This window comes from Clostridium intestinale DSM 6191, from assembly GCF_900130055.1.
In the GTDB taxonomy this organism is placed as follows: domain Bacteria; phylum Bacillota; class Clostridia; order Clostridiales; family Clostridiaceae; genus Clostridium_T; species Clostridium_T intestinale.
Window position 1 is genome coordinate 516,327 of record NZ_FQXU01000003.1, and the last position, 18,207, is coordinate 534,533.

At 28.6% G+C, this 18,207-nt stretch carries 19 protein-coding genes; 5 read left to right on the forward strand and 14 right to left on the reverse strand.

Features of this window, described 5'->3' with window-relative positions; genetic code table 11:
- The first annotated feature begins 96 nt into the window (after nt 1–96).
- Entirely contained in the window at nt 97–969 is an 873-nt protein-coding gene (locus tag BUA92_RS02755) for a GNAT family N-acetyltransferase (RefSeq protein ID WP_242950036.1), read from the forward strand.
- A gap of 269 nt (nt 970–1,238) precedes the next feature.
- Nucleotides 1,239–2,534 carry an MFS transporter gene (locus BUA92_RS02760; protein ID WP_073016472.1) on the forward strand — a complete coding sequence of 432 codons (1,296 nt, stop codon included), beginning with the start codon at nt 1,239–1,241 and terminating at the stop codon, nt 2,532–2,534.
- Between the two features lie 74 nt (nt 2,535–2,608).
- On the opposite strand, the gene BUA92_RS02765 is transcribed toward BUA92_RS02760, so the two are convergent.
- A complete protein-coding gene (locus tag BUA92_RS02765) occupies nt 2,609–2,980 on the reverse strand; it encodes a pyridoxamine 5'-phosphate oxidase family protein (protein ID WP_021801885.1) in 372 nt (123 codons plus the stop codon).
- A 173-nt stretch (nt 2,981–3,153) separates the two neighbouring features.
- Between BUA92_RS02765 and pdxR the strand changes: the two genes are divergently transcribed.
- Nucleotides 3,154–4,587, forward strand: a complete 1,434-nt coding sequence (gene pdxR, locus BUA92_RS02770; RefSeq protein WP_073016475.1) for a MocR-like pyridoxine biosynthesis transcription factor PdxR — start codon at nt 3,154–3,156, stop codon at nt 4,585–4,587.
- 211 nt (nt 4,588–4,798) lie between these two features.
- Here pdxR and BUA92_RS02775 read toward each other — a convergent pair whose 3' ends face one another.
- The 11 genes from BUA92_RS02775 to BUA92_RS02825 form a co-directional block, all read right to left on the reverse strand.
- A complete protein-coding gene (locus BUA92_RS02775; RefSeq protein WP_073016477.1) occupies nt 4,799–5,500 on the reverse strand; it encodes an MBL fold metallo-hydrolase in 702 nt (233 codons plus the stop codon).
- Nucleotides 5,501–5,529: 29 nt separating this feature from the next.
- Nucleotides 5,530–6,525 carry a WYL domain-containing protein gene (locus BUA92_RS02780; protein WP_073016479.1) on the reverse strand — a complete coding sequence of 332 codons (996 nt, stop codon included), beginning with the start codon at nt 6,523–6,525 and terminating at the stop codon, nt 5,530–5,532.
- Entirely contained in the window at nt 6,509–7,798 is a 1,290-nt protein-coding gene (locus tag BUA92_RS02785; RefSeq protein ID WP_073016482.1) for a helix-turn-helix transcriptional regulator, read from the reverse strand. Before BUA92_RS02785 ends, BUA92_RS02780 begins: the two co-directional genes overlap by 17 nt.
- Before the next feature lie 21 nt (nt 7,799–7,819).
- Nucleotides 7,820–9,043 (reverse strand): RtcB family protein, encoded by a 1,224-nt coding sequence (locus tag BUA92_RS02790; protein ID WP_073016485.1) that lies wholly within the window; start codon nt 9,041–9,043, stop codon nt 7,820–7,822.
- On the reverse strand, nt 9,018–10,487 hold the full coding sequence (locus BUA92_RS02795; protein ID WP_073016487.1) for a TROVE domain-containing protein: 1,470 nt from the start codon (nt 10,485–10,487) through the stop codon (nt 9,018–9,020). The genes BUA92_RS02790 and BUA92_RS02795 overlap by 26 nt, the downstream gene beginning before the upstream one ends.
- Before the next feature lie 557 nt (nt 10,488–11,044).
- Nucleotides 11,045–11,542 carry a 2'-5' RNA ligase family protein gene (locus BUA92_RS02800; RefSeq protein ID WP_073016489.1) on the reverse strand — a complete coding sequence of 166 codons (498 nt, stop codon included), beginning with the start codon at nt 11,540–11,542 and terminating at the stop codon, nt 11,045–11,047.
- Between the two features lie 12 nt (nt 11,543–11,554).
- Entirely contained in the window at nt 11,555–12,253 is a 699-nt protein-coding gene (locus BUA92_RS02805; RefSeq protein WP_073016491.1) for a metallophosphoesterase family protein, read from the reverse strand.
- Between the two features lie 28 nt (nt 12,254–12,281).
- Complete coding sequence (locus BUA92_RS02810) at nt 12,282–12,761, reverse strand: hypothetical protein (protein WP_073016493.1); 480 nt, start codon at nt 12,759–12,761, stop codon at nt 12,282–12,284.
- Between the two features lie 288 nt (nt 12,762–13,049).
- Nucleotides 13,050–13,460, reverse strand: coding sequence for a peptide deformylase (locus BUA92_RS02815; protein ID WP_073016495.1), 411 nt, complete (start codon nt 13,458–13,460; stop codon nt 13,050–13,052).
- A gap of 52 nt (nt 13,461–13,512) precedes the next feature.
- Nucleotides 13,513–14,400 (reverse strand): GNAT family N-acetyltransferase, encoded by an 888-nt coding sequence (locus BUA92_RS02820; RefSeq protein WP_073016496.1) that lies wholly within the window; start codon nt 14,398–14,400, stop codon nt 13,513–13,515.
- Nucleotides 14,401–14,554: 154 nt separating this feature from the next.
- Nucleotides 14,555–15,445, reverse strand: a complete 891-nt coding sequence (locus tag BUA92_RS02825) for a ketopantoate reductase family protein (protein ID WP_073016497.1) — start codon at nt 15,443–15,445, stop codon at nt 14,555–14,557.
- A 145-nt stretch (nt 15,446–15,590) separates the two neighbouring features.
- On the opposite strand from BUA92_RS02825, the gene BUA92_RS02830 reads away from it, so the two are divergent.
- The gene (locus tag BUA92_RS02830) at nt 15,591–16,142 is read left to right on the forward strand and encodes a TetR/AcrR family transcriptional regulator (protein WP_073016498.1); all 552 of its coding nucleotides are present in this window, start codon (nt 15,591–15,593) and stop codon (nt 16,140–16,142) included.
- A 143-nt stretch (nt 16,143–16,285) separates the two neighbouring features.
- Nucleotides 16,286–16,516, forward strand: a complete 231-nt coding sequence (locus BUA92_RS02835; protein ID WP_073016499.1) for a hypothetical protein — start codon at nt 16,286–16,288, stop codon at nt 16,514–16,516.
- Nucleotides 16,517–16,722: 206 nt separating this feature from the next.
- Here BUA92_RS02835 and BUA92_RS02840 read toward each other — a convergent pair whose 3' ends face one another.
- Both BUA92_RS02840 and BUA92_RS02845 read right to left on the reverse strand, forming a co-directional pair.
- On the reverse strand, nt 16,723–17,199 hold the full coding sequence (locus BUA92_RS02840; RefSeq protein WP_073016500.1) for a pyridoxamine 5'-phosphate oxidase family protein: 477 nt from the start codon (nt 17,197–17,199) through the stop codon (nt 16,723–16,725).
- A gap of 12 nt (nt 17,200–17,211) precedes the next feature.
- On the reverse strand, nt 17,212–18,207 hold the full coding sequence (locus tag BUA92_RS02845) for a sensor histidine kinase (protein WP_073016501.1): 996 nt from the start codon (nt 18,205–18,207) through the stop codon (nt 17,212–17,214).

Consider the following 18,207-nt stretch of genomic DNA (forward strand, 5'->3'; position numbering starts at 1 on the left):
GTACAGATTTTATTTTCCATAATTGAACTACCATATTTTATATTATATACTCAACCTATACCAATTAAAATAGTAAGGAATAAAAGAGGTGTTAGTATGAAAAATCAAATGATATTAGTACAAGTAGCCCAATATGAAGATATAATAAAAAAGTTAAAGGAGATTCCTTTTAATACAATGTTTGCATGTGCTGTACTAGAATCCAAAACTCCTGGAAGTGTTTTTGTTGATAATATTTACGAACCTAAAACTTTTTATATTGCTAATTTTTATGGAATGTCTCTCTTATTTGGAGAAACTGAAAATGAAGCTTTTAACCAAAGTCTCTCTGATTATATGTTAAATGTAGTTCCTCATAGAATAAAACCAGAATGGCTTCAAGTGTATCCTGATAAGTGGAATGATAAATTAAAACAAATATTAAATAATAGAATAATAGATTATTCAGCATTAAAAGAGCCCTACACTAAGAAAGATCTTGATATATTCATTGAAAAAAATAGAAAAAACCACTTGATTAAATGGACAAGAATAAACCTTAAATATAAAGAATTTAATGTAAATTCAGAACCTCCAGCTAAGTATAGTCTTAAGCAAATAGACTCAGATATTTATGATAATATTGAAGGCGTCGTTATACCCAAATATCTTTGGAATTCTAAAGAGCAATTTCTATCCGATGGCATTGGATACGCCTTAATGAAAGGTGATGATATAGTATCTATAGCCTTTTCTTCCTGTATAATTGGAAATTATTTAGAAATAGGTGTAGAAACCTCAAAAAGCTATAGAGGTATGGGGTTAGGAAAATATGCATGCATTGGGATGTTGAACTTCTGCAAAAATAATAACTATGTGCCTGTTTGGGCTTGTCATAAAGAAAATGTGGGGTCATATAAATTAGCAAAAAGTATAGGTTTTGAGGAATGTGCTGCAATTCCATATTATGAACTTGTATCTAGTAACTAGTATTTAATTTTAAAAGATAGTATTATTTTTAGAAATATAAAAAGAGGCTATCATCACTTTAAATAGCATTGTAAGTTAATAAAAATTAATGTTATACTAAATTTATAACTTTAATTTACATTGCTGTCAAAAGAGGTGAATTTTATGAAATTTACTATTGATTTCACTCCGTGCAAAGTCATTAAAAATAGAGATTGCATGGAGTAATAATCTATTAAACTTTGACTTTGCATCTTAATTACTAACTATAATTAAGGAGTGGAGTTAAAATGAAAAACTTAAAATTTAATAATGAGTTAAAAAATTTTTATATATTACAATTAGGACAATTTATTTCGCAATTTGGAAATAAAATGACTAGCTTTGCATTAGTTATGTGGACATACGAAAATAGTGGTTCTGTTATATCCTCGTCAGCTTTAACCGTTTGTACATTACTTCCGTCTATATCACTTAGTTTTTTTGCAGGTAGTTTTATTGATGGTTGGAATAAGAAAAAGGTAATGCTCATATCTAATGTGATTGCAACTATTTTTTCTTTGATAACATTAGCATTAATATCTTTCAATCAATTAAATATTAGTTACTTATACTTAATTAACTTTACCTTAGGCGTGGTTGATGCCTTTCAAGAACCAACCTCAAATGTGGTGATATCGATAATAGTCCCAAAGAAACATTACACAAAGATAAGTGGTATTCGTTCTTTTACAACGGCCTTTAGCACTACATTTGTACCTATTATTTCAACAGGACTTTATGCTTTGGTAGGGCTAAAAGTAATTATTATTTTTGATTTGTTCAGCTTTGTATTTGCATTTATATCTTTGTTATTTTTTGTGAGTATTCCAAATAATATTATGAAAAATCAAGATAAAAAGGAAAGTTTTTTTGCTAACTGCAAACAAGGAATCGATTATATTATAGGTAGAAAAGATATTTTCCATCTTATAATTTTTATGGCTTTTGTAAACTTTATTGCATCTATATATAACAGTAACTTAGCACCTATGATTTTATCTAGGAATGGAAATAACAAATTAGAACTTGGTATGGTTAGCAGTATGATAGGTATAGCTGGAATTATTGGAAGTATCATTGTAACATTAATGAAACAGCCAAAGAAAAAAATTCCTGCCATTATCAATACAATGATATTTTCCTTCTTAATTTGTAACAGTATGCTAGGAATTGGTCGTAACTATCAGATATGGATGATTGCTGTTTTTCTGGGTAATTGTTTAATTCCATTTTTAATAGCTAACGTGGAATATATTATGAGAACAGAAATACCAATAGAAATGCAAGGAAGAGTTTTTTCAGCGAGAAATACCTTACAATACTTCTCTATACCAGTTGGCTACATCCTTGGTGGTGTTTTAACTGATAAACTATTAGTGCCATTTATGAACAAGCCTTCAACTCCACAATTATTTTTTTCTTATATTGTTGGTAATGGTAACGGAGCAGGTAATGGTTTAATTTATATTATTATAGCTCTCCTAGGCTTTTTAGGATGTTGTTTCTTTAAATTTGATAAACATTTAAAATCTTTAGATAATTAAATGAAAAAAATAGCCTTAGACAAATCATTTTAATGTCTAAGGCTATAATTTTTGAAAGTCCGATTCTATTATAACTATATTGTTTGTTTAGCAGATACAACAGTTATCTCTAATACCCTGCTTATGAAAGAAAATTTTTCTTTCATCATATCAAAATCTGAACCTTCTTCAAGGTATTTAGCAGTTCCTTCTATTAAGAATCCTGCTCCCATATGGGTATGTCCCATTACTTCTTTACTTCCTAAAGTTACCTTAACCTTATTATTTTGTTCTATGTTTTTTTGAGTTTTTCTCATTCCACCTGCTGGTATTAATAGTCTTCCATCTTCAGTGGCAACAAGATATGAATTCCAAGTATTAACTACATGCGCTTCGTTGTTACTACAAGATACTATAGCTACTACCCCTTCATGTGATATAACCTCAAGTAATTTTTCATTTAACATTTAAATTCCTCCTATGCGATTCTGCAAATTTAACTACATTAAAATTTTTAAAAGCCTTAATTTGTGCACATTGACTTTCCTATGAGATAATTATACAATCAAAGTGTAATCATCAAAAGTGCCAATTCTTTTTATTTTATTGGATACAGTTTGTACGGAGGGTGTTTTAAAGTATGATTGTTTTAAATAGTAATTCATCAGTCCCATTATACTTGCAAATATATGAACAAATAAAAAAAAGTATAGTTTCAGGAGAACTTTCGGAGGGCAGTAAACTATATTCAACACGAAGCCTTGCTACATCATTAAATGTCAGTAGAAATACAGTTGAAAGTGCTTATCAACAGCTTTGTTCAGAAGGATATATTAAAAGTAAAGCAGGTAGCGGATATATAGTTGAAAAACTAGATAGTATGTTAATTGCTAAGTTAAAGAGAGAGCCTTCTATAAATATTGAAGAATCTAAAATTAAATTATCTGATGTTAATTATGATAATAATTATAAATATAATTTCAAATATGGAGATCTGAGTGCTTCTGATTTCCCTTTAAATCTATGGAAAAGATTATCAAATAAATGTTTAGTATCTATTGATGCCGAGATGATGACATCCTACACAAACAATAAAGGTGAAGAAGGATTGCGAATAGAAATAATAGATTATTTACATAAATCTAGAGGTGTCTCCTGCACACCAGAACAAATTATTATTACTTCTGGCTTCGAGCAATGTTTAAGTTTATTATGCCAAATGTTTAGAAATACTTCTTCTAAAATAGCTGTAGAGGATCCAGGCTACAGAGGTGTGAAAGAGATTTTATATAACCACGGCTTTGATGTCCTTCCAATTAGCTTAGAAAAGGACGGAATAAATCTTAAAGAACTGGAAAGCTGTTCTGCAAAGGTTGTTTATGTAACGCCATCTCATCAATTCCCCACTGGCTCAGTGATGCCTATTCAAAAAAGATTACAACTATTAGATTGGGCAAGAAGAGTAAATGGAATTATTATTGAAGATGATTATGACAGTGAATTTCGTTATAACTCTAGGCCTATACCTTCAATACAAGGTGTTGATTCAAAAGACTATGTTGTATATATTGGAACTTTTTCAAAGTCTTTGTCTCCAAGCTTACGACTAAATTACATGATATTACCTCAATCATTACTAGAAAGATATGATACATTATTTAGTACATACCAAACTTCTGTTCCAATAGTTGAGCAAAAAATAATTCAACAGTTTATGCATTTAGGACATTGGGAAAGTCATCTGCGAAAAATATCTCTTAAAAATAAAAGAAGACATGATATATTAATACATTCTATCAATGAATTTATGGGAGATAATGTTATTATTCATGGTAAAAATGCAGGCTTACATGTCTTACTAGAAGTAAATAATGGATTATCTGAAGAAGAACTAATAGAAAAAGCTAAAGAATATGGTGTTTTAGTTTATCCAGTGTCCATATTTTGGTTACAAAAAGATAAATACACTAATAATATGGTTTTTATTTGTTTCGGTAGGATGACTGAAAGTGAGATTACTGAAGGTATTCAGCTCCTTAGTAAAGCATGGTTTAGTAAGAATAAAACTTCTTAAGAAGTAATCTTTAAAAGAATAAAAGAAGTTAGCTTCTTTTATTCTTTTATTCTAAAAAATATAAGAATGGACCTAAGTCCATAGTTGTATGGACTGTCTAATATAAATAATCAGCATAGTTACTTAAAATACTTTTGTAAATTTAAAAGTTTATCCTTAACTAACCCAATATTCAGGGTATAGGGTTTACCTTTCCTATAAAAAAACTAGTTTAATCTATAGAAACTACTTTGAATCCTTGTCTGTTTGCTTCTTCAGTAAAATTATCTCCGTCAATATGAATACAATAAACTTGGCTTCTATATTTTTCAGGTGCTAATTCACATAACTTTCTTAAAGATGTGTGTACATTATCTATTGCATCATCAAGACATGTATCATGATATATTAAATTGCCATTCTTTAAAAAGGTGATTACATCAATATTCGTTTCAGAAGTATCTCCACTATAAAAAATACTGTTTGACTTATCAAAATCTAGAATATATGAATAAGCATTAACTGATTTTACATGCTTAGTTAATTTTGAGTTTATTTCTAAATTCAATGATTCAATTCTAATTCCATCAGGATTATAAACTGAAAAACTCTCATTTTCTTTTAATCCAAGTAACTCTAAAAATACTGTTATCTTAACTTTTTCTTTAAAGTATACTTTTGATATTATCTTATACTTCCAATAACAAAATCCAATAAACCCAGCTAAGGAGCCTACATGATCTGAATGCATATGCGTAATTAATATGTGAACCTCCTTAACCCCATCCATTAAATCCTTTTCTAAAATTTTCTTGAATACAGTTTCTCCACAATCAATTAATAACAAGGTTTTATTTTCTTTAATATATGCCGATGTATTAGCTTCAGTAAAATGATATCCAGAACCTCTTCCTAAAAATTTTAATTTATTCATATAATACTCCTTATATAATTATAAAGTTTTCATATGGCATTTCTCAAAATATTAATAATCTTATCCCTTATACATTCAGGAGATTTTACCACAACATAAGGACCTAAGGATAATATTCTTCTTATAACATCATCTTCATTAAATATATAATAATAAATTTTCACCTCATATCTATTGTCACCTAAGTTTCTTGTACTTCTTTCATAAGATGAAAGTCCCATAAAACATCGTTCCATAGCCCCTCTCTCATCAACAAGTTCCATAACTATTGGCTCTTTAGAATATTTTTCATCTTTTAGTCGTTTAAGCATTTCATCTCTATTTTTATTAACTTTAACAGTAGGTTCTAATTTTAAAGTTTTAATATTTTTTAATAAAAGCATAATAGGTCTATCTTCATCGATTGAGTACATTGATAATCTTAACAACTCGTCTCTTAATGAATAGTCTATTCTAATAGGTAAGGCTAGCCTGTCCTTATACACATTGCCATTCTTATCTGTACTTGTATATCTTATAGGACAATTTTTTATTATTCCTTCAATTGCTGTAAAAAAAGTCTCTCTTATACTCGTAATATCACTTGTTTCTTCTTTTAAAAATCTATTAGTTTTTTCTATTACTTCATTTTTGATAGAATGTACATTTACTAACTCTTTTTCTAGCTTTAATACTAGATCTTCACCCAAAAGGTCTCTTGCCATATTATCCTTTAACATGCCCTTAAGCCATTGCTTCTCAATTTTAGAGAATCTAATAGCTAAAGGGATATCCTTATCGTTTTCTAATATTGGATAATACTTTCCATCTACTTCCTTAAGTAGATTAAGATTATCTTCAACTTTATACTTATTTAAAATTAATCCTTCAAAAGTTAAAAAATCCTTTCCTATTACTTTTTCATCGTAGGTTTCTTTATCTATTATTTTTAGTATTTCCTCTTGAGATAATCCATCTTTTGATAAATTCAATAACTTAAAAACTAAATTAAAATATCTATTTTTATACTCATGAAATAACTCCATAGTTTTTAAGCATCTCCTTCCAATCATTATCTATCTTTCTTCTTATATAGCTTGGTTCTATAATCTCTATTTTACCACCATATCCTCTTATCCAAGGTATCATTTCATAGCAATCATTAACTACTTTTGTAAATAGGAACTTATCTTCACCATCTTGTTCAACAGTATAGGTTTTAAGCTCTCCTTTTATTCTTTCTACAATATACATTTCACTTTTGTTGTTAATAGTTATTTTAAACTTTAAGATTTGAGGTGTACTTTCTCCATTTAAATGAACTGATGACCAGCTATTTCCCATGGAAAAATTATATTTTTCTGATAATCCGTCCTCATGATAATAATCGTTTAAAATCTTAACTTTATGGATCCTATCAAGCCTAGAAATAAAACACCTTTCATTTTGAAAGGCCACCAAATAAAATCTACCACAATTTATGTCATAACGAATTTTATAAGGTATGACTGTCTCTTGATTATATCGCGCTCTTCTACTCTCGTTTATCTTATAATCTAATTTTATTTTTCTATTTTCATTTATAGCTTTAATTAACTTCCATAGTATTTCTTCTTCAATAATGGGATGAAAATGAAGATTTTGATACTGAAAAATATCATCATAATCTTCAGTTATATTTCTATGAAAATTCATATATTGCCTTAAGGTATCCTCAAAATAATACCCTCCAATATTAGGGAAAAGTATGTTTTTATATAATGAAGTTAATAAATATAATCTAATTAATTCTTCATCAGTTATTTCTCTCAAGATATCATCAGTTAATCTATATGCTTTACATCTACCTTGTTTTTCAATATCAACTAAACCCATTGAATCACAAAGTTCGCTTAATTTTCTCTCTATAGTTTTACTACTTATTTTATCAAAATCTAAAAGCTCATTATCTATTAAAAATACTTCTAATTCCTTAAGATTAATTACTCTATCACATTGGTTCAACGTTAGTAGTATATAATAATAAAGTTTTAAATCAGATTTAGTAAAGCTCTTATTTAGGTAGGTGCTAACTAAAAAATTTTTAGTATTTGTGATGGAGTCATAACTTAAGCTTAATAGTTTCGTTTTTCCATCTCTATCAAATTTAATAAAATCCTTTTCTATGTATTGCTGTATTCTTCTCATTTCATAGCTCACTTTTCTAGAGCTTCCTCTTTTTTTACTCTCATAATCATCTCTTGAAAAGCAGCCATATAAAAATACATCTCTTAATATAGAACGTATAAGATCATAATGTTTTATAAAATCAGCAAACATTTAGCACCTCTCTTTTATGAATTACCCTTGAGCCTTAAAATTATATATCGGTTTAATTATACCAATAACATCCACACTTTCACTAATATTTTCAATAATTTCTTTCATAGACTTATAAGCCATAGGAGCTTCATCTATTGTTTCTTCTGTTACAGAAGTAGAATATATTCCCTCCATAGCTTTTTTATATTCTTCATAATTAATTTTTTCTTTAGCTTTTGTTCTACTCATTATTCTTCCTGCTCCATGTGGTGCAGAATAATTCCAATCTTCATTACCTTTTCCAATGCAAATAAGACTTCCATCTCGCATATTTATAGGAATAAGTAACTTTTCTCCTTCATATGCAGACACACTGCCTTTTCTAATAATGTTATCTTTAAAATTAATGTAATTATGAATAGTTGTAAATGATTCAAATTCCTTTAATCCTTTACCTAAAAGTTTATTAAGAATAATTTCGCCCATAACATTTCTATTTAGAGTAGCATATTCTTGACATATGTTCATATCGTGAAGATATTCTTCTCTATATTTTCCCATTAAAAAGCACAAATCTCTTGGATATGATGGCATTAATTCATCATATTGTTTTTTTAATTTCTTTAGTTCCTTTTCAATTTCTTTTCTTCTTCCTTGCTCTTTAAACATTCTAATAATTTCATCTCTTTTAATAAAGTAATCTTCTTTTCCTGCACATAAATCTATAGCTAAGTTCTGATAAAGATCTGCCACTTGTGTTCCTAAATTTCTACTTCCTGAATGAATTACTAAATAAAGATTTCCATCTTCCCCTTTATCAACTTCAATGAAGTGGTTTCCTCCCCCTAAAGTCCCTATACTTCTCTCAATCCTTTTTGAATTCTTTAAACTGCGAAAGCATTTTAATTCTTGTAACTTTTCAAATTTAACTGTTCTGCCTTCATGAGTGTTTTTTCCAGAAGGTATATACTTATTTATAATTTCATCTAATATTTCTAAATCTATATCTATTTTACCAAGACTAACCGTTAACATACCACAACCAATATCAACACCAACAATATTAGGGATTACTTTATCACCTAAATCTGCTGTAAATCCTATAACGCAACCAGATCCTTTATGCGTATCAGGCATTATTCTAACCTTACGTCCCTCTATGAAAGGTTGATTACAAAGCTCCCTCAATTGTTCTATTGCTTCTTTTTCTATGTTATCAGTAAATACTTTAGCATTATTATATTTTCCCTGTATGAATTTCATAATAAATTTCCTCCTTAAAATGATAATTCTCTATCTTACTTCTCAAATCTCCAACACCTTCTTCAACTGTTGAAATGAATTCTATCATTTTTTCATTCCAACCTGAAACTATATTGACCTTATTACCACAAAATTGTTGTGTTCCATATCCTTGCATATCAATTCCATGAACCCAAACATTAGGATTTATAGTTCTTTTATATTTCTCAATATAACTTTGACAAGTTTCCTTGTATCCGTAATTTATTTCATTATCTGAAAGCAGTATTATTCTATCTACATAAATCTTTTTTTGAAGCAGGTACCTTATTGGTAATGTAATATCAGTACCTCCTCCTGTAACAGGAATTGATAATGCATTTGAAATTATCCCATTATTAGTTGCCATTGGCTTTAAATTAAATACAGTATCAAAAGTACTAGTTATGGTCTCCTCACATATATAATTAGATATTGCCATCATTAGTACTGCAATGTTAGCTGAAGTAATCTCACTTTTTGCGCTTATTGGCATTGTCATAGAACCTGAAACATCCGCTGAAATAAATGTCTTTCCTTTAAGCTTTGAAATATTATTAGTTGAGTGCTTAATCGCGGTTTCTAAAGCATCATATAATTTTGAAGTTCCCAAATTCTCTTTATATAAAGTACTAAATGCTGTATAAAATCTAAAAGGCAATTGTTTGCTTTTTAATACCCTATCTTTGTCTGATAATATTTCATAAACTTTCTCTATGTTTTTTGGATTACTTTTAATTATATTTCTTAAATTTCTCAATAAAGCCATATATCCAAGGTTGTTATTTTCAATAAGCTCTTCCCAAGATTCTTTTGTATTTCCTTGTGTTGATAGTTTAGTTTGCCATGTAATAGGAGTTTTTAGAGTTCCTTCTAAAATTCTCTTAAACATATTGTTTTGCCCTTCATCCCTTGGTTTTGGATGAACCAAACAAAGGATATCCTTTGTTTTAAGCTCATTATTTCCCTTATACTTAGCTATACTATACTCATCAAAAGTCAAAAGTTTTTCTGCTATTGCTTTTTTCATTGAGTTAGGAATTGCCTTTCCAAACTCATTTAGGTAATATGCTAAAATTTCTGTCATATCATCAACTCTCTCAATTACTCTATATATTGTTTCTCTAGCATACTTTTTCCCAGAAGATGACTTTGCAAGTTCTGCGACTAAAACATGAGATATGCTTCTTAGATGCATTTCTTTTCTAGCATATATAGCTAAATTTGCAATAAAAGCCGGATTTATTATACAAACTTCTCTTATATCTTTAATGATTTGAGATGAATTATTTAAATAGAACTTGTCTTCTCCAAAAAAACCTGTTAAAACTTGAATAATTAATCTATCTATTAAACTCATTTCATAAGCAATATGTCCTTCATTATTTTTAGTTAATTTATTTAAATTTCTATTAAACTTACTCATAAATCTCACTCCTTTATTTTAATAATTCTCTAAATTTAAAATGGGAGAAAAGTGAAAAGTGTTCTGCTCATCTAAGAGCTTTAATCACTTATGAAGTAACACTTTTCTTCACTACCCACTTTTAAATACTACAGGGAGAAAAGCTATTTAAGAAATAGTGCTCTACCAACTGAGCTACCAATATATCATTGATATTATTGAACAGGAATCGAACCTGTGACACCTTAATTCAAAATCGAAGTACCTTAAATATACACTGCCCTGTATTTAACTTATAATCTAATTATAGTTATCCATACATACATTTAACAGACAAAAACTTTGCAAAAAATTGAGATAGACCTCTTAAAGTCTATCTCTTAACCCCTTTTAGTTTATTATATTTTACAAAACCTATCTCTTTATTTATTTTTATTCTTTTTCACACTGACCCTAACTCAGCTCAAAGAATAAAAGAATAAAACTTCTTAAGAAGTAATCTTTAAAAGAACCTTAGCTCTGTTGAAGCGTTCCTTAGATTCATAAAATTCCTTTGTGATCTAGCCTTTTAGTTACTTTTAAATAAGTTTTTCTTCTATAATAAATCTAGTTGGCCAGAATTCATAAAGACTAATTGATTCAATCCTTCCCCTAAAGCCTTTAAAGCTTTCGGAGACTAAAGGTAATGCTCTTTGAATAACATCAGGGCTCTCTATTAGCATAGTTGTATGGGCTGTCCAATCTAAATCATCAGCAAAGTTATTACTAAAATACTTTTGTAAATTTAAAAGTTCATGATTAACCAAAGGTGCTATAAATAAAACATCAAGCCCAAACAATCCTATATTATTTAACTTTATATCAAAGCTATGAAAGCTATTAGAAACTCGCTTAATTTTTTCTTTTAGAATTTCTTCTTCTGATATTTTAAAAGTTCCAAGTGTAATATGATTAGGAAGATTAGGCGTTTGCTTTCCTACAAAACCATTGTCTAATAATATATTTTGAATTTTCTTTAGCTTCTGTTCAGTTTCTTCATCATATTGTGCCATAACACATAAAAATTTATCTTTCATAATATAGATCCCCTAATAAAATATTTCACAAAACTTTTCACCATAAGGAACGTTATTCCTTTTAAAATCATCAACTACCTTTTGTTTATCATACCTTAACTGTTTATAAGTAATGTTAACCAGTTCATTGTCTATCTCCATAATAATGAACTTCACTATACCATCCTTGCCGCACCCAAAAGCTCCAGGATTTAATATGTTTTTTAATGACCAATTTGTAGCATACAGAGGTAGATGAGTATGTCCAATTAAAACATAATCAACATCCTCATCATAATCACCTATAAATTCTTCTAAACTTTTCTTTTTATATAAAAGTGGAAACTCAATAATACTGTTTATCCTTGAATGCAACATAAGAATCTTTTTGTTTTTAATATTAATTATTCTTTTAAAAGGTAGCTTTTTTAATTTATCCATTCTCTCTTCCCCGAGTTTATGAATAACCCAATCTTGATGCTCCACTTCCTCTTCAGGAAACTTCATTAATTCTCTATTAAATAGGACATGTTCATTATTACCCATAATGTTTATAAATCTTTTGTCATTCATAACAATATCAAAAACTTCTACCGGATTTGGTCCTATTTGAAGAAAATCCCCCACATTTAAAATCTTTGATACTTCACATTCTTTATTTATGTGATCCATAAAAACCTGCAATGCATGAATATTTGCATGAATGTCTGCAACTACTGCTATTCTCTCCATTTATGTTCTCCCCTTTTAAACTTGTAATTTACATACCTAATTCTTCAAATTCACCATTAGGAATACTTATGTTAAATTCAAGACTTGTATTCTCGTCAGCGACTATTTTGATTTTATTAAGTCCTTTCTTAATTTGCATAGGATTTGTTGCATAATCAACTACTTCTGAGTCTTTAGTAGTTTCTATAATAGTCGTAACTGAACTATCAGGATAGATTAAAACTAATTTTGATTTTCCACTGGATACATTTAATAGATATGTTATATCTAACACTGTATCTTTATCAGCCTCATAAGTCCAAATTGTATCCATTCCTTCTATTTTTTCTATTACTCCCTTAAATTTTTGACCATCAATACTTTGCTCCTTAACATCAAGATTAAAACTATTTGTATCACTTGATATTTTTTCATTATCGTTATAAATGGAAGTCATATAATTTTTAGAACATCCAATTAATAACATGGATATCAGTATAAAAATTATCACATATTTATTTTTATTCACCCTTATTCCTCACTTTCAAATTTGCTATTTATCTATTACTCAAATTTTCTCTTGCTCCCATTATAACATATTTTGTAAATTCATTATAATTTGTTTAGGCTTTTCCTACATTGATTATTCTTAGATATAAATAAAACCCTTAACAATCCTGATTGGAAAGTCAAGGGTTAAATTTTCTATGTTTTGTTTTCTATCAGCAACTTCAAGTGAGTTTGCAGGATTATCTTCTTCTAAAATGTCCTTTGAGATTGTAGCAACAAAACCAACACAGTTGTTTTAATTACTTAACTAAATTATTATACCTTCAAAATGATCCATTTCATGTTGAATTATTTGTGCTACAAATCCATTAAACACTTGCTTTTGCTTCTTAAAACTTCTATCAAGATATTCCACCTCTATAGTCTCATACCTCTTTGTTTTTCTAAAGCCAATTAAAGATAAGCAACTCTCTTCTGTTTCATAAGGATTTTCTTTCTTTAATATAACTGGATTTATCATAGGCACAATAAGTTTTCCTGCAGTAAATACCAATATACGCTTTTTCACTCCAATCATATTGCCAGCCAATCCAACACAATTCTCTAAATTTGCTCTTAACGTATCTATTAAATCATCAATTACTGCTATATCATTTTTAGTTGCCTCTTCTGATTTTTGTCCTAGAAACAAAACATCTTTTACTATTGGTTTTATCATAAATTTATACCTCTTTTTAGTTATATTTTTTCTGCTATACTTGATATTAACTCTAGTTACATCTCTTCATAAAATCACTTTTGCTTAGTGTTATTGGGGTTACTGGTTCATCATAAAAAGCTTCTGTTTCTCCAATGATTTTACATCCATATTTCATTAACATATTTACAGTTGCATCTCTTGCTTCAATATAAATTTCTTCTGTATAAGAATTAAAAATTTCTTTTAATGAAAACATCGCTAGCTTCTGGCCGATGCCTATACCTCTTAATCTTTTATCAACAGTAAATCTTCCCCAATGCCATTTATCTTTTTCTTTCCAGGCTGCTGTTACTCCAATAATATCTTCTCCTACTCTTGCACACCACCAAACTGGTTTTAAGTTATCATTAACTGGAACCAATTCTGCTGGAATGCTTTGCTCATTAGTAAATACATCTGTTGCTAATTTAATTGCCTCTGCCTTATAATTTTCTGAGATTCTTTCTATTAATATTCTAGCATCATTCTTTTTAAGATTATTTTTTAATGCAAGAATGCGAAATGTTCTAAAGGCTCTTATAATATCTTCTGTATCCTCACTATCTCCTAAATTTAGAATTTCATTAATAAATTTATTTGCTTTATAATCTCCATCATTTATAGCTGCCATCCCTAATGGAAGAATACAAATATCTTTCATTCTTTTATCAGTTTCGGACTTTTTCAGTTCTAAATAATTTTTAGTTTCTAAATTATTAATTATTCTACTTAGTGAAGCCTTATCAATACCCAAATTTATTAATAATTCATTAAAAGGAGTTTTTCCATTTAGTTTTAGGTAGTTTAATATGTGAGCTTGAGCAAGTGTCATGTCAGAATTTAAGCAATTGCGATTAAGTAAACCTAATTCTCTCACTATTAATCTTACCTCTTTTCTAATTATTTCTTCCTTATTCATACCTTCCTCCAAATTAGTTGATATTATCAATAATTATACTTTTTTTTTATATTTGTAGCAAGTAATGAGATATTAATTAGTTTTGTATTCTTCTTAAAACAAAAAAAGAAGGAGAACCTCCTCCATTGTTTTTATTATTATCCTTTATTCATACTTATATTGTAACACCCTTTTGACTTAAAAATTTTAATAAATCATTCTTCAGCTTCACAACTTCGTTGGTTGCATTACTTGCATAATCTGGTAGCATCATATCCTTCACAAATTTAGCTCTTAGCCATATATTAAAGAAAAAATCCAGAACAAAATTAGGACATTTAAGCATAATTTTAAATACAGGTGGATTAATATCAACTCCAGCTTTTTGTATTGCCCTTAAATACGTTTTTAAAGTGGTTGTTATTTTGTGTGCTTTTTTTTCATCACTTATATTATTTTCAAAATATAAACCGCCCAAAAGTGCAATATCCGATATTGAGTGTGTTATTAGATAGGCTTCCATATCCTTATTAATTGTGCAGGGAAGTTTTGCTGTTTTAAAAATTTTTGATAGGTTTTCTATACGTTCTGTCTCTAAGCCACTAATTTCTCCAACCATAGTAGCTATTAGAAACTTTGGCGCAAATCGAGCATACAGTATTCCATCTTTAATCTGCCCGCCAAAACCAGGAAAAGCTGGTAAAATCCTATCTCCAACAATATTTTGCCAGGTCGAAAACCCCATCGAAGAATTTGTCATCATAACTATATTTTTGCTTTGATTGTCTTTTAGTGCCAATAAAGCTGATTCGGATTGATCGTAATGAACTGTAACGAAAATAAAATCATATACATCATCATTCTCAAGCTTATCAATGACATTTACTTTTATAGATTTAACCTCACCTTTTTCACTATATTGTAGACCATTTTCTTTCAATAATTTAAATCTATTAGAACGTGCAAAAATTGTAACATCAAGCCCTGCTTCAATGAATTTCATTGCGTATATGCTTCCTATAACACCTGCACCAAAAATTAAAATTTTATCTTGTTTTACTAACATAAAAACCACTCCTACTTATTCATAATATTCTCTATTGACTATCAGACAACGCGTTGTATAATAGGATTGTAAATCTTTATTATGGCTTTATCAACCATCAGATTTTTATTATTTGTTGGATGATTTTTTGCTAAAGGAGGCTAAAATGAAAAAGCAACCCGAAATTACAGAAAAAACAAGACAAATCTTTATAGATGTTTTTTGTGAGTTATATAGTCAAAAGCCTATCGAAAAAATATCTATTAAGGATATTACTAGCAAGGCAGGATATAACCGCAGCACATTTTATCAATACTTCTCTGATATTTACGAACTATTAGACTTTGTTGAAGATGATTTATTGAGCTACATAAAAGCGGAATTGATGAATAATGAACCATCTACAGATCCTATACAAGATGCACTTCATTGTTTAGAAAAAAGTGATCACATCTCAACTCTTAAGGCTCTTTTGGGTGATTATGGGAGTGTTCATTTTTTAGCACGCTTGAAAAAAGAAATTCCATTTGATAGATTAGCCTCGAACTTACCAGAATATAATTTTTTAAGCCCCTACTTGATTGAGTTTTACATATCAACATCACTTTCCTTATTTCGCCTTTGGCTCCAACAAGGAAAGGATCTACCTGAAGAAGATTTGATAAAGTTAGTAGATAACCTATATAAAAATGGGATAACGCCATATTCTAAAAAATGATGGAGATGTTCCTTTAAAGTTTTTCTATAATTTAAAATTTCTAGCTTGTTTTATAAAAATAAGTAAAAATTTTCACTTCATTCTCTACGGATTAAATGTTCATTAATGCACATAATAAATTTAAACTTAAGGAGGTAATCTTTATGAAAGATGAAAATGAAAAATCTGTAGGTGTATTATCACATATAGTAAAAACTGATGTGTCTGACTCTAGAAGTGAAAAGATGATATCTGCTCTTAATAAAGATTTAGATTATATAAAAATTGATGATAAATTTTCAAATGAAGAAATATTATCTTATACCAATCCAAAAGTGGAGACAAATAAGCTTAATAAGCTGTCGGATTCAGTTAATGTTTTAAATAATAACTAAGTTTGAAGGTTTCTGCAACTCCTAAAAATGAAAAAGAAAAATAATAATATATAATTATTTAATTCTCAAATGATTATTTAAGAATACAAGATAACAATGTGATTAAACTTTTTTAAAACCATTGCAAATACTTCAAAACCCAACAATAAACTGTTTAATGTTGGGTTTCAGAGAACTAATATAAAAACTGCTTATTCTTTAGTGATTTATTTTGCTGTTTTATTGATAAAATCAATTTCATACTGACATTCACCATATTTATTTTCGTTGTCTATAATAGTACCCTCAGTTAAAGTAATACGCAGAACTATTGAGCTAGGATTGTCTTCATCACCAACTTCATCGAACCAATCGAAAACTTTTTTAAATTTAGCTCTGATTTTTGCATTCCTCTCTTCCTTTACCCAACCGAGATTTTCAGCTACCCCATGGAAAGCGTACCAATCGAACCCACATACAGAAACCTCATTGTTCTTCTCAATTTGTAGCATTTTATTCTTTTTTGCATCAGTAGAAACATAAAATACCCCGTCTTCATAATAAGCACATACCATGCGGACAGCAGGACGAGGATTACCAATAGCATTTGAGGATAGTGATATTGTGGCAAGGGCTATAACTACCTCTTTGTCATTTCCGCAACGTTCATCCATAAGTTTCAGTGCATTTTCATATTTACTCATTTTAATTCTCCTCTACTCAATTATTGTATTTATAGATGAAAGATCTATCTCCACAGTAGTTCCCTCATTTACATTAGATTTAATGGTTATTTTATGAGACAGTTTATCTAAAATCTTTTTACAAAGATAGAGACCTATTCCAGTTGCCTTTTTATCCATACGTCCGTTGTATCCAGTAAATCCTTTTTCAAATACTCTAGGTAAATCTTCTTCAGCTATCCCTATTCCTGTATCCTCAATTACAAGAACTTTTTCTTTGGTTTTATGCATGCGAATTGATATTTTGCCGCTTCTTGTATATTTTAAAGAGTTAGAAAGTATCTGTTCAATTACAAATGAAAGCCACTTTTCATCGGTAAGTACTGTACAATCCATCTCAATTAACTCAAGTGATATGTTTTTTCTTATAAACATATGAGCATATTTTCTAATACTTTGCCTTATTATATTTAATAATTTATAATGTTGAAACACCAAATCCGAATATGATCCATCTATTTTTAAATAACTAAGCACCATTTCTACATATTGTTCAATCTTAAAGGTTTGTTCCAATAATTCTTTGTTTTCTTCTTTCTTATCACTTTGAAGAAGCAGTCTCATTGCTGCTATTGGTGTTTTTATTTGATGAGCCCAAAGTGTATAATAATCAATCATCTCACTTTGTTTAATATCTGTTTTTGAGATGAGTTCTGTACTTTGTTCATAAAGTCTTTTTAAAATATTTTGGTAATCAGCTTCTATTAAATTATCAGCTAAAGGCATATTATCGATTCCTAAATTAACATGTTTTTCTATATAAGTTAGTCCTTTATGCTTTTTATAATACCTATTAAAATCAAAACTAATAAAAAAGGCTCCTACGACAGCTGATAAAAGAAATCCATAGAAAATTGTTTCAAAGGGTAATGAATATAAATAGAAAACTACTGCAAAAATAGAAATGAAAATAAAGTTAATTATTAGTGATTTTATATGATCTTTAATATAATCTAATATAATGTTCAT

Coding starts and splice junctions, on each gene's coding strand:
- BUA92_RS02845 (WP_073016501.1), bottom strand. CDS start 18,207: ATGAACATTATATTAGATTATATTAAAGATCATATAAAATCACTAATA.
- BUA92_RS02755 (WP_242950036.1), top strand. CDS start 97: ATGAAAAATCAAATGATATTAGTACAAGTAGCCCAATATGAAGATATA.
- BUA92_RS02805 (WP_073016491.1), bottom strand. CDS start 12,253: ATGGAGAGAATAGCAGTAGTTGCAGACATTCATGCAAATATTCATGCA.
- BUA92_RS02795 (WP_073016487.1), bottom strand. CDS start 10,487: ATGAGTAAGTTTAATAGAAATTTAAATAAATTAACTAAAAATAATGAA.
- BUA92_RS02775 (WP_073016477.1), bottom strand. CDS start 5,500: ATGAATAAATTAAAATTTTTAGGAAGAGGTTCTGGATATCATTTTACT.
- BUA92_RS02835 (WP_073016499.1), top strand. CDS start 16,286: ATGAAAGATGAAAATGAAAAATCTGTAGGTGTATTATCACATATAGTA.
- BUA92_RS02825 (WP_073016497.1), bottom strand. CDS start 15,445: ATGTTAGTAAAACAAGATAAAATTTTAATTTTTGGTGCAGGTGTTATA.
- pdxR (WP_073016475.1), top strand. CDS start 3,154: ATGATTGTTTTAAATAGTAATTCATCAGTCCCATTATACTTGCAAATA.
- BUA92_RS02785 (WP_073016482.1), bottom strand. CDS start 7,798: ATGTTTGCTGATTTTATAAAACATTATGATCTTATACGTTCTATATTA.
- BUA92_RS02820 (WP_073016496.1), bottom strand. CDS start 14,400: ATGAATAAGGAAGAAATAATTAGAAAAGAGGTAAGATTAATAGTGAGA.
- BUA92_RS02780 (WP_073016479.1), bottom strand. CDS start 6,525: ATGGAGTTATTTCATGAGTATAAAAATAGATATTTTAATTTAGTTTTT.
- BUA92_RS02760 (WP_073016472.1), top strand. CDS start 1,239: ATGAAAAACTTAAAATTTAATAATGAGTTAAAAAATTTTTATATATTA.
- BUA92_RS02800 (WP_073016489.1), bottom strand. CDS start 11,542: ATGAAAGATAAATTTTTATGTGTTATGGCACAATATGATGAAGAAACT.
- BUA92_RS02790 (WP_073016485.1), bottom strand. CDS start 9,043: ATGAAATTCATACAGGGAAAATATAATAATGCTAAAGTATTTACTGAT.
- BUA92_RS02830 (WP_073016498.1), top strand. CDS start 15,591: ATGAAAAAGCAACCCGAAATTACAGAAAAAACAAGACAAATCTTTATA.
- BUA92_RS02840 (WP_073016500.1), bottom strand. CDS start 17,199: ATGAGTAAATATGAAAATGCACTGAAACTTATGGATGAACGTTGCGGA.
- BUA92_RS02815 (WP_073016495.1), bottom strand. CDS start 13,460: ATGATAAAACCAATAGTAAAAGATGTTTTGTTTCTAGGACAAAAATCA.
- BUA92_RS02765 (WP_021801885.1), bottom strand. CDS start 2,980: ATGTTAAATGAAAAATTACTTGAGGTTATATCACATGAAGGGGTAGTA.